General features: G+C 65.4%; 14 protein-coding genes. 3 read left to right on the top strand and 11 right to left on the bottom strand.

Features of this window, described 5'->3' with window-relative positions; translation table 11 throughout:
• Positions 1-2 precede the first annotated feature (2 nt).
• Positions 3-992, top strand: a complete 990-nt coding sequence (locus JQ587_RS30165) for a DMT family transporter (RefSeq protein ID WP_212427768.1) — start codon at positions 3-5, stop codon at positions 990-992.
• Here JQ587_RS30165 and JQ587_RS30160 read toward each other — a convergent pair.
• Genes JQ587_RS30160 through JQ587_RS30140 form a run of 5 tightly spaced genes read right to left on the bottom strand, consistent with a single transcriptional unit; the run spans position 938 to position 6,471 of the window.
• The gene (locus JQ587_RS30160; RefSeq protein WP_212427767.1) at positions 938-2,245 is read right to left on the bottom strand and encodes an O-antigen ligase family protein; all 1,308 of its coding nucleotides are present in this window, start codon (positions 2,243-2,245) and stop codon (positions 938-940) included. The genes JQ587_RS30165 and JQ587_RS30160 overlap by 55 nt on opposite strands.
• Before the next feature lie 5 nt (positions 2,246-2,250).
• On the bottom strand, positions 2,251-3,630 hold the full coding sequence (locus JQ587_RS30155; protein ID WP_212427766.1) for a glycosyltransferase family 4 protein: 1,380 nt from the start codon (positions 3,628-3,630) through the stop codon (positions 2,251-2,253).
• Positions 3,627-4,367, bottom strand: a complete 741-nt coding sequence (locus JQ587_RS30150) for an ABC transporter ATP-binding protein (RefSeq protein ID WP_212299643.1) — start codon at positions 4,365-4,367, stop codon at positions 3,627-3,629. The genes JQ587_RS30155 and JQ587_RS30150 overlap by 4 nt, the downstream gene beginning before the upstream one ends.
• A 3-nt stretch (positions 4,368-4,370) precedes the next feature.
• Positions 4,371-6,299 carry a glycosyltransferase gene (locus JQ587_RS30145; RefSeq protein WP_212427765.1) on the bottom strand — a complete coding sequence of 643 codons (1,929 nt, stop codon included), beginning with the start codon at positions 6,297-6,299 and terminating at the stop codon, positions 4,371-4,373.
• A gap of 7 nt (positions 6,300-6,306) precedes the next feature.
• Positions 6,307-6,471 carry a hypothetical protein gene (locus tag JQ587_RS30140; RefSeq protein ID WP_212299645.1) on the bottom strand — a complete coding sequence of 55 codons (165 nt, stop codon included), beginning with the start codon at positions 6,469-6,471 and terminating at the stop codon, positions 6,307-6,309.
• A 127-nt stretch (positions 6,472-6,598) separates the two neighbouring features.
• On the opposite strand from JQ587_RS30140, the gene JQ587_RS30135 reads away from it, so the two are divergent.
• Both JQ587_RS30135 and JQ587_RS30130 read left to right on the top strand, forming a co-directional pair.
• Positions 6,599-7,486, top strand: a complete 888-nt coding sequence (locus JQ587_RS30135; RefSeq protein ID WP_212299646.1) for a DUF6502 family protein — start codon at positions 6,599-6,601, stop codon at positions 7,484-7,486.
• Positions 7,483-8,670 (top strand): DUF5666 domain-containing protein, encoded by a 1,188-nt coding sequence (locus JQ587_RS30130; RefSeq protein WP_212427764.1) that lies wholly within the window; start codon positions 7,483-7,485, stop codon positions 8,668-8,670. Before JQ587_RS30135 ends, JQ587_RS30130 begins: the two co-directional genes overlap by 4 nt.
• Before the next feature lie 8 nt (positions 8,671-8,678).
• Here the strand turns inward: JQ587_RS30130 and JQ587_RS30125 are convergent, their stop codons facing one another.
• Genes JQ587_RS30125 through JQ587_RS30100 form a run of 6 tightly spaced genes read right to left on the bottom strand, consistent with a single transcriptional unit; the run spans position 8,679 to position 13,591 of the window.
• Positions 8,679-9,401 carry an amino acid ABC transporter ATP-binding protein gene (locus JQ587_RS30125; RefSeq protein ID WP_212427763.1) on the bottom strand — a complete coding sequence of 241 codons (723 nt, stop codon included), beginning with the start codon at positions 9,399-9,401 and terminating at the stop codon, positions 8,679-8,681.
• A gap of 8 nt (positions 9,402-9,409) precedes the next feature.
• Positions 9,410-10,114: an amino acid ABC transporter permease gene (locus tag JQ587_RS30120; protein WP_212427762.1), complete on the bottom strand. Its 705-nt coding sequence runs from the start codon at positions 10,112-10,114 to the stop codon at positions 9,410-9,412.
• Entirely contained in the window at positions 10,114-10,812 is a 699-nt protein-coding gene (locus JQ587_RS30115; RefSeq protein ID WP_212299650.1) for an amino acid ABC transporter permease, read from the bottom strand. The genes JQ587_RS30120 and JQ587_RS30115 overlap by 1 nt, the downstream gene beginning before the upstream one ends.
• 48 nt (positions 10,813-10,860) lie before the next feature.
• Positions 10,861-11,676 (bottom strand): ABC transporter substrate-binding protein, encoded by an 816-nt coding sequence (locus JQ587_RS30110; RefSeq protein WP_212299651.1) that lies wholly within the window; start codon positions 11,674-11,676, stop codon positions 10,861-10,863.
• 26 nt (positions 11,677-11,702) lie between these two features.
• Positions 11,703-12,920, bottom strand: coding sequence for an aspartate transaminase (locus JQ587_RS30105; protein ID WP_212427761.1), 1,218 nt, complete (start codon positions 12,918-12,920; stop codon positions 11,703-11,705).
• Positions 12,917-13,591, bottom strand: coding sequence for an RraA family protein (locus tag JQ587_RS30100; protein ID WP_212427760.1), 675 nt, complete (start codon positions 13,589-13,591; stop codon positions 12,917-12,919). Before JQ587_RS30100 ends, JQ587_RS30105 begins: the two co-directional genes overlap by 4 nt.
• Positions 13,592-13,707: the final 116 nt, after the last annotated feature.

Here is a 13,707-nt window from a genome sequence, read left to right as displayed (position 1 = left end):
GCATGCCCCCGAACGACAACCGGATCGACGCGCGAGATTGGTCGCTGCTCGCATTGCTCTCGATGCTCTGGGGCGGCTCGTTCTTCTTCAACGGCGCCGCGCTGCGCGAGTTGCCGCCGCTGACGCTGGTGTTCCTGCGCGTTGTCCTTGGCGCGGCCATGCTGCTGCCGCTTCTGCGCATGCAGGGGATCAGCTTTCCCAGGGGTATGAGCGGCTGGAAGCCGTTCCTCGTGATCGGACTCCTCAACAACGTCATCCCGTTCTCGCTGATCGTAATCGGCCAGATTTTTATCCCGAGCGGCCTGGCGTCGGTCCTCAACGCGACCACGCCGCTGTTCACCGTGCTGGTGATGGCAGCGGCACGTGAAGAGGCGTTGCAGGCGCGGCGGGTGGCTGGCGTCGCGCTTGGCCTTGCCGGCGTGATCATCCTGCGCGGATGGGGCATCGAGACGCGGACCGGGCAGGGGCTCGGCATCCTGCTCTGTTTTGGCGGCGCGCTCAGCTATGGCTTTGCGGCGCTCGCCGCGCGGCGGCTCCTTAAAGACTCGCCGCCGCTTGGCACGGCGACATTTCAACTGATGGCCTCCACGTTGATGATGGCTCTCGTCGCCGGCGTAGTGGAGCAGCCGTGGCGGCTACCGATGCCGGGCCTGGCGACCTGGCTTGCGGTGCTCGGCCTCGCCGCGCTCTCGACGGCGCTCGCCTATTTCGTCTTCTTTCAGATTCTGCAGCGCTCGGGCGCGACCAACGTCATGCTGGTGACGCTGCTCATTCCCGTCACCGCTATCCTGCTCGGATGGCTGGTGCTGGGCGAGCCGATCTCCATGCGCGAGATCGCCGGCGCGATCGTCATCGGTAGCGCTTTGATTGTGATCGACGGACGTGCCCTGAGAATATTGCAGCGCGTCGGTAAAGTTCCGGTTCTCGCCCGACGATGTCACGAAGCAGGCGGCAAGCCTGAAGAATTTCCACACCACGAGCGCAGCCAGTAGTCGGGAGCGGCTTGCCCTTTCAGGACCATGCCGCCGGCCACGCCGACGCCGAGCACATAGATCCAGCCCTCGTGGAAATCGACAAGGTGCGAGTTCAGGAGTGAGCTCACGATGTTCTGCACGACCACGACGAGGCCGATCCAGGCGGCAAGACCATCGCCCGTGAACAGGCGAAGATGCGCGATCCATAGGGCGTAAAGCAGGACGACGCCCAGCAGTCCCCATTGCACGGCGACGTGCAGGGTCTGGTTGTGCGGATTGCTGATGATCTCGGCATCGAGGTCGCTCTCGGTCGAGGCGGCGCGCTCGAACTGCCGCTTGATCGAGCCCGTGCCGTGGCCGAACAGCGGGGCCTCTGCAAAGGCGGCTGCAGCCTTGCGCCAATAGGTCAGGCGCTGTGCGGTCGAGGCGTGGCTGATGTCCTCGCGTCCGTGCCGATATTCCACGGCGATGTCGGCAATGCGCTGGCGCAGATAGGGCGATGCGGTCCAGGCCAGTGCGCTTGCCGCGACAGCACTTGCGAACAACAGCAACGCCGCGCGCCGACTGAGGTGCCGCCAGGCAAACAGCATCAGCAGAACGCCGATGCAGAGCAGCGCCGTCCTGGCCGAGGCGACGAACACCATGTTGGTCACGAACAGCAGGATCAGCGCGAGGCAGGCCGCCGTCGCGATCATGCTACCGCCGCGCAAGAAGTTCAGCACCGGTAGCGCGAGCGCGATGGCGCACAGCGTGAACTCCTGGCTCTGGTCGATGTAGTTCTTGACGGGAACGCCGGCAGACGCCGTTGCGGTCAGCTTCAGGGCGGGATTGAGCAGCACGATCCAGGAGTACACCGCAAGCAGCGCACAGGAGACCAGAAAGGCTGCGCAAACCGTGAAGCCGCGCTCGGACCGGCTGAAGTGATAGAGTAGCGGCGGGATCAGCACGAGCTTTGCGACCGGCTTGATCGCATGCAGCCGGTCGGTCCAATCGCCGTCCGACCACAGCGTGCCCAGAAGCGCGAGCAGCAGGACGACGAAGGGCAGGGCGTAAGCGGGCTGTGCGAGGCGGCGTGTATAGTCTCGCCAGTCGATGATCGGCGTCATCACGAGCAGCCAGAGCCCGACGAAGATCGACGGGACCGTGGTCGACCACGGCAGCGACGCCGCGATCAGTGCGGCGAGCACATCAGCGGCGCGCATCAGCGTGGCCGAGCCCTGCCGGGCCGGCGCCGCGGCGAGGCTCGCGCACGGAGCGGATTCGGCGATCATGCTCACTATTGCGCCGCGACCAGGCGCTCCGGCGGCAGATACTGCCCGAGGAAATCGCGGGCCTGGGTCTGGTAGCCGAAACGCTCGGCAAGCTCGGGGCGCCGGGCCCGGATCTTGCCGCGGGACTCCTCTTGCCGCGCCAGCACGCGGGTGACTGAGGCGACGATCGACTCTGGCGCGAACGGATCGAAATAGTCTGCAAGCTCGCCCGCGACCTCACGGAACACGGCGATGTCCGAGCACAGCACCGGCGTATTGGCGGCGAGCGCTTCGATGATCGGGATGCCAAAGCCCTCGGCGAGGCTCGGCATGATCAGGCCGTGTGCCTCCGCGATCAGCGCGGCCTTCTCCTGCTCGTCGACATAGCCGGCGAAACGGACGTTCTTCGGAAGATTGCGCATCTGGCTGATCTGGCCAGCATATCCGATCACGACGAGATCGGCCTGAGGGATGTTGCGGAAGGCGCGGATGACGGTGGCGACGTTCTTGCGCGGCTCGTTCGACACGATGATGACGAAGTTCGGCCGCCCCGGACGCCCCGACGGGGCTGGGAGGTGCAGGACATCCGGGGCGTCGAACCGGGTGCGGGGATACACGACCCGCGCCGGTACGTGAGCAAATTGCGGCAACAGGTCCCTGAACCGCATCATGCTATAGTGTGAAACAAAGGCGAGCTCGTCAGCCTGGCGCAGACTGGTGCGGATTCGCGCCAGGAACTGCCGCGTGGCAATGTCGCTGAGCTTGAGGTCGGTGAGCGGCAGCAAATCGTGCACCACGCAGATCACCTTGGCGTCCGGCCTGCGCTTGATCGCAACCCGTGTCGGGGTATCCACCACGATGACGTCGTAGTCGCGTGCGTCGATCCGCGGCGGCGGCAGTAGAAAGAAGGCCGAGGAGTCCTGATAGTTGAAGAATCCAGGCTCGAGCTGAAAGGCGCGGAACAGTTCGAGATGGCTCAGGTCCGGCGGAATGTATTCGAGGGCGGCGGTCCGGTTCTCGATCAGCCGTGCGCCTGGGCTACGCAGGCCGATCGCGCCCAGGAGGCAGAGGAGGTTGTCCCGCGACAGCAACATGCCGCCCCTGTGACGGAGCCAATCGAACTTGCGGCTTGTGCCGCTGAGCGTCATCGGTCCACTCATATTGACTTCGTCCAGGAAGCGATAAAGCGCGAGCAACTCGATGTTGCGCGCCTGCGCCGGAAACAACCTCGTGCGCCGCTCGCGCCGGCACAGCTTGCGGTAACGCTTCGAGGTCTCCACGAGCAACGTGAGGTCGTGGCCTTCCGAGGCGAGCGAGCGCGTCAATTCCCGGGTGAAGTGGAAGATGCCGCGCTTGTGGTTGGGTTGTCCGAGTGACTCGGACACGACGAGGATGTTCTGCTTCATGCGCGTTTCTCGCGGAGCTCGAAGGAAAGAGCCGACGGTTGCTCGACGGTGACGGTCGAGGCGATGCGGCCGTGATCCAGATTGATGATGCTGGTGCAGGTGCGGCGCAGCAGTGGCTGGTCGTGCGAGGCGATGATCACGATCGCGGCCTGCGAGACCAGGTTCTGCAGCCGCTGCTCGGCCTTCGCGGCAAAGCGTTCGTCGACCACGCTCAGCCATTCGTCGAGCAGCAGGATGTCGGCGGGAAAGGCAGTTGCGGTGGCAAACAGCACGCGCATCAGCATACCCGAGGAGAACATCCGCAACGGCAGCCGCTGCATGCGCTCTTCGAGCTCGGTGAAGGCCCAGATCTCGTCGATCACGGCGCGCGTCGGCTTGCGGCCGCTGATCCGCAGCAGCAGGGCGATATTGTCGTCAGCGACGAAATCGAGGTTCACGCCGGCGTTGAGGCCGAGCAGGGGCACGACATTGCCCTTGATCGCGACGCGGCCGCTGCTCGGCGGATAGACGCCGGCGATCAGCCGCAGCAGCGTCGACTTGCCGGAGCCATTGGGGCCGGCAAGCCCGATGCGCGCACCGGCCTCGGCTTCGATCGTGACATGATCGACAGCGCGGACGATCCGCATCTCGCCCTTCTCGCGGATGAGGTGGCCGATCAGGCGCCGCTTCAGCGAGAAGTCGTAGGCGCCGTAGAGCGGATAGTCGAGACAGACATTGCGCAGGCTGATCGAGGCCATCGGTCAGATCCAGAAGGCGGCTTTACGCAAGTGGACCAGGGTCAGCACGCTCGCACAGAGCAACAGCGCCAGCGCGACCAGGACATAGATGATGCTGGTCGCATCGACATGGCCGCCGGCCAGCGGCTCGCGCCACACCGCGAACAGATGCGTCAGCGGATTGAGCCGCATCACGGTCGAGCGATGATTGACCATGTCGGCGGACCAGATCACGGGCGAGGCGAGGAAGGCGAGCATCAAGGTGGACTCGATGATCGGCTTGAGGTCGCGATACCGGGTTGCCAGCGCGCCGAGCACGAGGCTCAGTGCGAAGGTGCAGATGACGAAAAGCGACAGGCCAGGCAGCGCTGTGAGCGCGCCGGAGAGATCGTGCGGCGTGAGCAGCAGCCAGAGTGCGAGCGGGACGCAGGCATTATGCAGCGCGAACAGCCCCTGGCGGAACGTGCATTGCAGCAGGAAGATCACCGGCGGCAGCGCCCGGTCGCGGATCAGGCTCGCGGAGTTCTGGAGCGCGGTGGTTGCGTCGAGCACGACGCTGTTGAGGAAGGTCCATGCCGTCATCGAGAGCGCCAGCATCGGTAGCCGCGCCAGCATGTCGGCATTCGACATTTGCCCGATCACCGAGCCGAGCACCGCGACCACGATCGCCATCTGCAGCGACATCCAGAAGGGGCCCAAGAGCGAGCGCACATAGCGGTGGCGCATATCGGACCAGGCGAGCGCGGCGGCGATCCGGATGCTGTCGAACCAGCTGGTCTCCTCCGGTTGATCATCCGCGGGCGCCAGCTTGTCGCAAGGCGCCGCGACCGCCGAGCGATAGACCGATTCCATGCCTTCCCTGAAAGCCGTGGCGGAGTAGCGGCTCACAGCGCGGGTCCGGGCGGATAGCCCCATGCGGCGGCGGCGCTCGGGATCGCTGATCAGAGCGTCGATGGCCGCGCCAAGCGCTTCAGCGTCGCCCGGCGGCACGGTGATCGCCTCCATGCCATGTCGGGCGACACGGGGCACCGCCGTGTCGAGGGCGGTGTTCACCACGGGCCGGCCGGCGGCCATGGCCTCGAGCTGGGAGAGGCCGAAGGTCTCGGCATTGGTGACGGATGGCATCACGAAGACGTCGGCAAGGCACATCAGCTTGATGCGCTCGCAGTCATTGACGGAGCCGAGCAGGCGGACGCGCTCACCGAGGCCAAGCTCGGCGATCAGCTGCTCGAGCCGGGCCCGCTCGGCGCCCTCGCCGATGATCCAGACCTCGAACTTGCGATTGACCGCCGCGCGGATCAGCACGTCATACCCCTTGTAGGGCACCAGCCGGCCGCAGGCGAGCACGAGGCGGCCGCGATCGTTGACGTGGTGGGGTTCGATCTTCGGCCAGTCATAGACACTGGTGTCGATGCCGAACGGAACGACATGGCATTTGTCTTCGAATTCGCGCAGCAACGGCGTCGCCTCGATCAGCACGCGGTCGGAGACGATGATCGCCTTGGCCCGACGCAGCGTCTGGCGCATCAGCGGCTCGACGAACCAGCGCAGGCCCGCATGGGTGACGATGTCGGCATGCCAGTGCACCACCAGCGGCCGGTTGCGGCCGAAGCCGAGGGCGAAAACGAGGTCGGCGAGCGGGAAGGGCGCATGCAGCGCCAGCAGATCGTGCTCGGCGATCTTCTGCCATAGCCGCCAAGGGTAGGCGGGCGCCGCCGGCAGCGACAGCACATTGCCGAACGAGCGGACGCGCTCGACCGGCACGTCGTTGACGATGATCTCGCCTTTCTCGGCCGATTGCGAGCAGGTCAGCACGGCCGAGGCGAAGGCGTCCTTCAGGCTGGCGCAGATGTCACGGATCACCGTCAGCGTCCCGCCGAACAGGTCGGGATAGTAGATCTTGAAGATGTGCAGCACCGACGGGCGGCGCGGGGGAGAACTGGTGTGATGCATGGTGGCGTCAGCCCGCGAGCAGCGCTGCAACGAACGGTGCTGATAGCACCGAGATGAAGATCACGCCGCGCAGCAGCGCCGGCAGCATCGGCTCGATCGTGGTGGCCCGGCTCCGATCGGGAAACGGCACAGCACGCGGTGAACTGGAAATGCGGACCAGGCGGTCGGCCATGGGTGTCGTGTCCCTCTACGTCGTGCCCTCAGTGGCGTCTCGTGTACGTGGGAAAATTTACCACGTCAATCTCAAAATGGAAAAATGTGGGATTGTGTCCCACGTATGGCGCGGGTACAATTCAGACATGAATGCCAAGTCCGGGCCCAAAGCGGCGGCGCCAGAGCCGAATGCCGCAGCAAAGCTGCACGCGCCGCTGGCGCGGCTGCTGCGCCCGCTCGTGCGGCTCTGTATCCGCAGCGGCATGACGTTTCCGGCGCTGGCGCAATTGCTCCGCGAGCTTTTCGTCAACGTCGCCGAGCATGATTTCGCGCTGGAGGGCAAAGAGCAGACCGACAGCCGCGTCAGCCTGCTCACCGGCATCCACCGCAAGGAGGTGGCGCGGTTGCGCGGCGCCGGCGCGCCGGTCCACGAGACGCCGGCGGCGCTGTCGCTGACGAGCGCGGTGATCGCGCGCTGGCTCGCCGCGCCTGAATTCACCGATGCGAGGGGCGAGCCGCTGGCATTGCCGCGCACCGCCGAGGGCGATGCGCCGTCATTCGAGCAACTCGTTGCCTCCGTCACCAAGGATGTGCGCCCGCGTGCGGTGCTCGACGAATGGATCGACCGCAAGCTCGTCACCATCAACGCGGCCGACGAGATCGAATTGGTCGAGGCGGCCTTCGTTCCGAGCGGCGCGGACGACAGCAAATGGCACTATCTCGGCCGCAATCTGCACGACCACATCGCGGCTGCCGCCGAGAACGTGTCGGGGCCGGCACCGCGCTTCCTCGAACGCGCGGTCCATTACAACAACATCTCGCCGAAGCTGGCCAAACGCCTCGAGGCGCGTTCGCGCGAGCTCGCGATGGACGCGCTGAAGACCGCCAATCGCGAGGCCAATCGCGCGCTCGCCAAGGACAAAGGCGGCGACGCCCGCTGGAATTTCGGCATCTACATCTACAGCGAAGACGCCGATGAGCAGAGCGAGAAGGATGCGAGTAAGGACGGCGGCAAGGAGGGCAGCTCCTCATGAGCCGGCCGCCGCTGATCTCACGCCGTTTGCTGCTGACCGGGTTCTGGCTCGCCGGAACCGCGATCGCGCGTGCGCAGGTCAAGCGCGGCACGGATCAGGGCATTGGCGGCACCGGAATCACCCGCGGTGACGATCACGGCATCGGCGGCACCGGCATCGTCGGCGTAATCCAGCGTTTCGGCAGCATCTACGTCAACGGCGAGCGCGTCACCTATGCGAGCGATGTGCCGGTGCGTATCGACGGCGAGGCGGCGAGCCCGAAGGCGCTGCGCATCGGCCAGCTCGCGCGCGTGGTCGCGACGCGGCAGGCCGACGGCACGCTCGTGACCCGCAACATCGCGATTGCGAGCGAGGTCTCCGGCCCGATCGAGCAGGTGAAGGGCAACGAGCTGACGGTACTCGGCCAGAAGATCGTGGCCGGCAGCAAGGACAGCAAGCTTCGCGCGGGCGCGCAGGTGGCCGTCTATGGATTGCGCCGGACCGACGGTGTGATCGTCGCGAGCCTGATCGAGCCGCGCAAGGACACCGCTGAGCGCGTCACGGGTCTGGTCGAGCGCGGGCCTGACGGCCTGCATATCGGCGGACTGAAGCTGAACGGCGTCGATCCCTTGCTGGTCGGCCAGCGCGTCCAGATCGAGGGCAGCACGAGCCAGGGCAGGATGCAGGCTGCACACACGCGCATCGACGATTTCTCGGATCTCGTTGGCGCGAGCCGCCTCTCGATCGAGGCCTATGTGCAGCGTGCGGGCTCCAGCCTGCAGCTGGGCTCGGGGCTTGTCGCGCGCGACAGTTCGCGCTTTGGGCCGGCGGCGGGCGAAGCGCGCATGGTCGTCAACGGTGTGTTCGATCGCTCGCGTGGCTTGCAAGTCGAGTCGACGCAGGCGATCAGCCCAGCGCCGGGCGCTCCGCAGCCCGGCGGCGGCAATCCCGGCCGGTCGCCCGGTGGTTCGATCATGCATCCGGATCGCGGCACGCCAAGCCCGGGCAACAGTCAGCCCGGCGCGCCGGGAGCGCCCGGATCCGGTCCCGCTGGCAGTCCCGGTCCCGCGCCGTCGGGGCCAAGCGGCCCGTCAGGTCCGGGCGGTTTTGGCGCGCCCGGTGGAGGTCCGATGGGGCCGGGTGGCGGAATGGGTGGTGGCGGTTTCGGCGGTCCTGGAGGCGGGATGGGCGGCGGCCGGCGCTAAATGACGCCTTAGTGCACTTTCGCGAGAAAGGAGCGCAACCGCTCGTGACCGGGACGATCAAGGACCTCGGCCGGCGGACCGCTCTCGACGATTTGACCCTTGTCCAGAAACCAGACGGTGTCTGCGACCTCACGGGCGAATCCGACCTCGTGCGTGACGACAACCATCGTCATGCCGTTCTGCGCAAGCGTCCTCATCACCCGCAGCACCTCGCCCACCATCTCCGGATCGAGCGCGCTGGTCGGCTCGTCGAACAGCATGACGTCCGGATCCATCGCCAGCGCGCGTGCAATCGCAACGCGTTGCCGCTGGCCGCCGGACAGGCGCGACGGCAGGGCGTCGGCCTTGTCTGCCAGCCCGACGCGGTCGAGCTCGGTCATCGCGCGCTCTCTAGCCAAAGGCTTGGACATTTTCCGCAGGCGCTCCAGCCCCAGCGTAATGTTGCCGAGCGCGGTGAGATGCGGAAACAGGTTGAACGCCTGGAACACGAATCCGACGCGCTGGCGCAAACGGTTGATATCGACGCCACGCCCGGCGAGATCGACACCCTCGAATAGCACTTTCCCGCCTTGAATCGCTTCGAGGCGCGTCACCGTGCGGATGAGCGTGGATTTGCCGGAGCCGGATGAACCCAGCAGCGTGACGACCTCGCCGCGCTTCACGTCGCCGGTCACGCCAGCCAGCACCTGCTGCTGACCAAACCATTTCTCCACGGCCTCGAAGCGGATCATTTCTGCCCTCACGCCGTCTGGACGCCGAGCCCACCACGCTCAGCTGCCAGCCGTCGCTCCAGCCAGCGCGCCGCCGATGTCAGGGTGAAGCAAAGCGTGAAATAGGTCAGCGCCAGCAGGCCGTAGACCTCGAACGGTTGCGTCATGAGCTGGTTGTTGACCTGGCTCGCCGCAAAGGTCACCTCGTTGGCGCTGATGACATAGCCGAGCGAGGTCTCCTTGATGGTGGAGACGAACTGGCTGACCAGGCTCGGCATCATGTTGTGCAGGACTTGCGGCAGGATGACCTTGAAGGTGGTCGGAAAATAGCCGAGGCCAAGGGCCTTTGCCGCCTCAGTCTGGCCTTTTGGCAGGCCTTCGATTCCGGCACGGATGATCTCCGACAGATAGCTCGCTTCGTAGACGACAAGCGCGAAGAGCAGCGTTTCGACGCCTCCGACCGTACGTCCGGTCAACAGCGGCAGCGCGAAATAGGTCCAGAAGATGAACATGATCAGCGGCAAGCCGCGCACAATGTAGACCACGGCGGTTGCCGGTCCGCGGAGCCAGCCATGCGAGCTGAGACGCGCCAGCGCGAGCGCGACTGCGACCGGAAAGCTGAGAGATAGTCCGACAACCGCGAGGAACAGCGTCATGGCGAGGCCGCCAACGGGGCCATGCGGGTATTGCCCGATCAGGAACAGAAGCCAGTTGTTCTCGAGGATCTCCAGCATCAGCGCAACTCGAGCTTCAGCCGCCGGTTGGCGAAGGCGCCGAGCGCCATGATCCCAAAGGAGATCGCAAGATAAATGATGGTCGCGACCGCAAACGCTTCGAACGTCTTGAACGTGTAGCTGTCGACCTCGCGCGTGCGATAGGTAAGCTCACCGACGCCGATCGCCATGGCGAGGCTGGTGTTCTTGAACAGGAGCAGGGTCTGGTTGATCAGCGGCGGAATCACGATGCGCAGCGCCTGCGGCAGGATCACGTAGCTCATCGCTTGGAGATAGTTGAACCCGATCGAGCGCGCCGCCTCATATTGCGTCTTCGGGATCGAACGAATTCCGCTGCGCAGATCCTCGGTGATATAGGCCGCGCTGGCGAGGCCGAGCGCCACCATGGCGAGCAGAAACTCGCTGTGGTGGCTGTTGACCCACATGCGGATGGCGCGCGGCAGAAGTTGCGGGACGCCGAAATACCAGACCAGGATCTGGACCAGCAGCGGAACGTTGCGATGATATTCGACGTAAGCCGCGACCAGCCATTCGAGCGGCCTGAACGGAAGCATACGGACCAGCGTCAGGATGATCCCGATCGTCATCCCGAGCAGCCAGGCCGCGACCGTCAGCGCGATCGTCGTCGCCAGTCCCCAGATGAACCAGTCCAGATATTGGCCGGTCAGGACTGCGGCCGGGTCGAAGACATAGCCCATCGTTAAGTCATGCTCTCCCGATGCTCGGTTTCGCGCGGCGGCGAGGGATCAGCCCTTGATCTCCTCGATCTTGAAATCGAGCTTCATGCCATAGACGGTATCGGGGCCAAACCATTTGGCAAAAATCTTGCCGGCCTCTCCGGACGCATCCAGCCCGGTCAGCACCTTGTTGACGTGGTCCTTGAAGGCGGCCTCACCCTTGCGGACGCCGAGTCCCCACGGCTCGACAAAGACCGACTTTTCGACGATCGACATCGGCGCGGAGGCCTGGGCCTGCTTGCGCAGCTTCACCAGGATCAGCTCCGAAGCACAGAAGCCGTCGACCTTTCCCTGAACGACCGCAAGGAAGGCCGAGGACGAATCCTGAAACGTCACGGTTTCTGCCGTTGGTATGACGCGCCTGACGCCCTGTTCCGAAGACGATCCCTTGAGCGCGCTGACCCGCTTGCCCGATAGCTGCTCCAAGGTGGCGATACCGGAATCGGCGGATACAAGCACCTTCTGCTCGCTGACGAAGTACGAGTAGCTGTAGTCGATCTGCTGCGCGCGCTCCTTGGTCCAGCCGAGATTGGCGGCGAGGATGTCGACCCGACCCTGCAACAGCTCGGGGATGCGGGCCTCGACCGCCATCGGCTTGAGCTCGAGCGCGACGCCGAGGGACTCTGCGACCTTGCGGCACATGTCGACGTCGTATCCGACGATCTCCCGCGTCTTCGGGTCCTGGAAGCTGAACGGCTCGGCCGTGCCGAGCGTCCCGCAGACCAGCTTGCCGCGGGCCTTCACGTCAGCGAGCTCGTCGGCCTTGGCCACGTTGACAACGCCGGCAAGGATCAGGAGTCCGGCGGCGACCTCTAGTAATCTCATGGCTCTTCTCCTTTGTCCTTCAGCGGTTAGCGCAACGCCGCACAGCATCGCGCGAGCCGAGTGCAGGCTTCCTCGATCTTGGGCAACGAAGTTGCGATCGACATGCGCAGATAGGATGGCATGCCGTAGGCCGTTCCATCGATCACTGCAACGCCGGCGGCATCGAGAAAGTGCATCACGACATCCAGATCCGACTTCAGGACCTTGCCCTCGGGCGTGGTCTTCCCGATCAGGCCGGCGCAAGACGGAAACACGTAGAAGGCACCATCGGGCGCAAGGCAAGACAGGCCGGGAATGTCGTTGAGCATGGCGACGGCACGATCGCGGCGACGGCGATACATCTCGCGGGCCTCCGCGACGAAGCCCTGATCGCCTTCGAGCGCGGCGGTCGCTGCGGCCTGGCTGATGGCCGACGTGCAGGACGTCGACTGCGACTGGATCGTGTTCATGGCTGCGATGAGTTGCGCGGGCCCGGCGCCATAGCCGAGGCGGAAGCCGGTCATGGCGTAGGTCTTGGAGACGCCGTTGACCAGCAAGGTCCGCTCCGTCAAGCGCGGCTCGATGGCGACGATGCACGGCGTTGCGCCACCGTCGAAACGGATGTGCTCGTAGATGTCATCGGTCATGACAGCGACATGGGGGTGGCGCAGCAGCACTTCGCTCAGCGCAGCCAACTCGGCGGCGGAATAGAACGCACCGGTGGGATTGCACGGGGAGTTCAGGATGAGCCAGCGCGTCTTGGCGGTGATCGCTTGGGCGAGGGCCTCGGCTGACAGCTTGAATCCGGAGTTCTCGCCGCAGCTCACGATCACAGGCGTCCCGTCACAGGCTTCGACCATGTCGGGATAGGAGACCCAATAGGGCGCGGGGATGATCACCTCATCGCCGGCGCCGAGGGTGGCGGCGAGCGCGTTGTAGATGACCTGCTTGGCGCCGCCGCCGACGGAGATCTCGTTCATGGCGTAGCGAGCGCCGTTCTCGCGCGAGAGCTTTGCGATGATCGCCTTGCGCAGCGCTGGCGTTCCATTGACCGGCGTGTAGCGCGTCTCTCCCGCTTCGAGCGCGGCAGCGGCCGCTGCGCGGATGTGCTTCGGGGTGTCCAGATCCGGCTCGCCGGCGGTGAGATCGATGACGTCACGTCCCTCGGCCTGGAGCTGGCGGACCAGGTCCCGTGCGACCATGCTCGGCGACGGCTTGATCCGTTGAACCCTCGGGGCGAGGGCGATGGCAGCCGTGCGGCTCATGAGGCGGCTCCCTGGGCGGGCGCGGGTCCGGTGCCGATGTAGGAGTTGTCGAGACGGCCCTCGCGGATGGCGGCCAGCGCGCCGGCTTCGCGCGCCTCCTGCTGTTTGACCCGCGCGAGCAGCTCTGCTGCAACCGATCGGTCGAAGGCGACAACGCCGTCTTCGTCGCCGAGGATGACGTCGCCCGGCATCACCACCATGCCATCGATCGAAACGGGCACGTTGATCTCGCCGGGACCTGATTTGTAGGGACCGCGATGCGTGACACCGCGTGCGAAGCAGGGAAAGCCGGCTTCCGCGAATGCGCCGAGGTCGCGGACGGCGCCGTCGATGACGAAGCCGGCGACCCCCATCGCCTTGGCGCGCGTCATCATGATCTCGCCGACCAGGGCCTGGTTGAGATCACCGCCGCCATCGACCACGAGCACGTCGCCCGGTCGCAGCAGCTCATAGGCCTTGTGCAGCATGAAATTGTCGCCGGCGCGCGTCTTGACGGTGATCGCGGTGCCGATCAGGCGGGCGCTGCCATGGAGCGGCCGAAGCGCGCGCGTGCCGTGCAGCCGATTCATGTTGTCAGAGACAATCGCGACTTGCGCGGCGGCAAAGTCGGCGATGGTCGCGGGCGGGACGGAGGGCGGCGAGGGAAGCAGTCGATGGCCGGGCAGGAGCATGAGCAAAACCGAAGGGCTGTGCGCGGGAGCGCAGATGTTCCGCGAAGCCTGCCCCGCGGTAGACTTGAAGAAAAGTGAATATTTTTCTAGGTATATGATCGCTTTTTTCGATTTAT

It is taken from the genome of Bradyrhizobium manausense (assembly GCF_018130615.1).
Taxonomy (GTDB): domain Bacteria; phylum Pseudomonadota; class Alphaproteobacteria; order Rhizobiales; family Xanthobacteraceae; genus Bradyrhizobium; species Bradyrhizobium manausense_A.
This window is presented reverse-complemented; position numbering and strand designations above follow the sequence as displayed.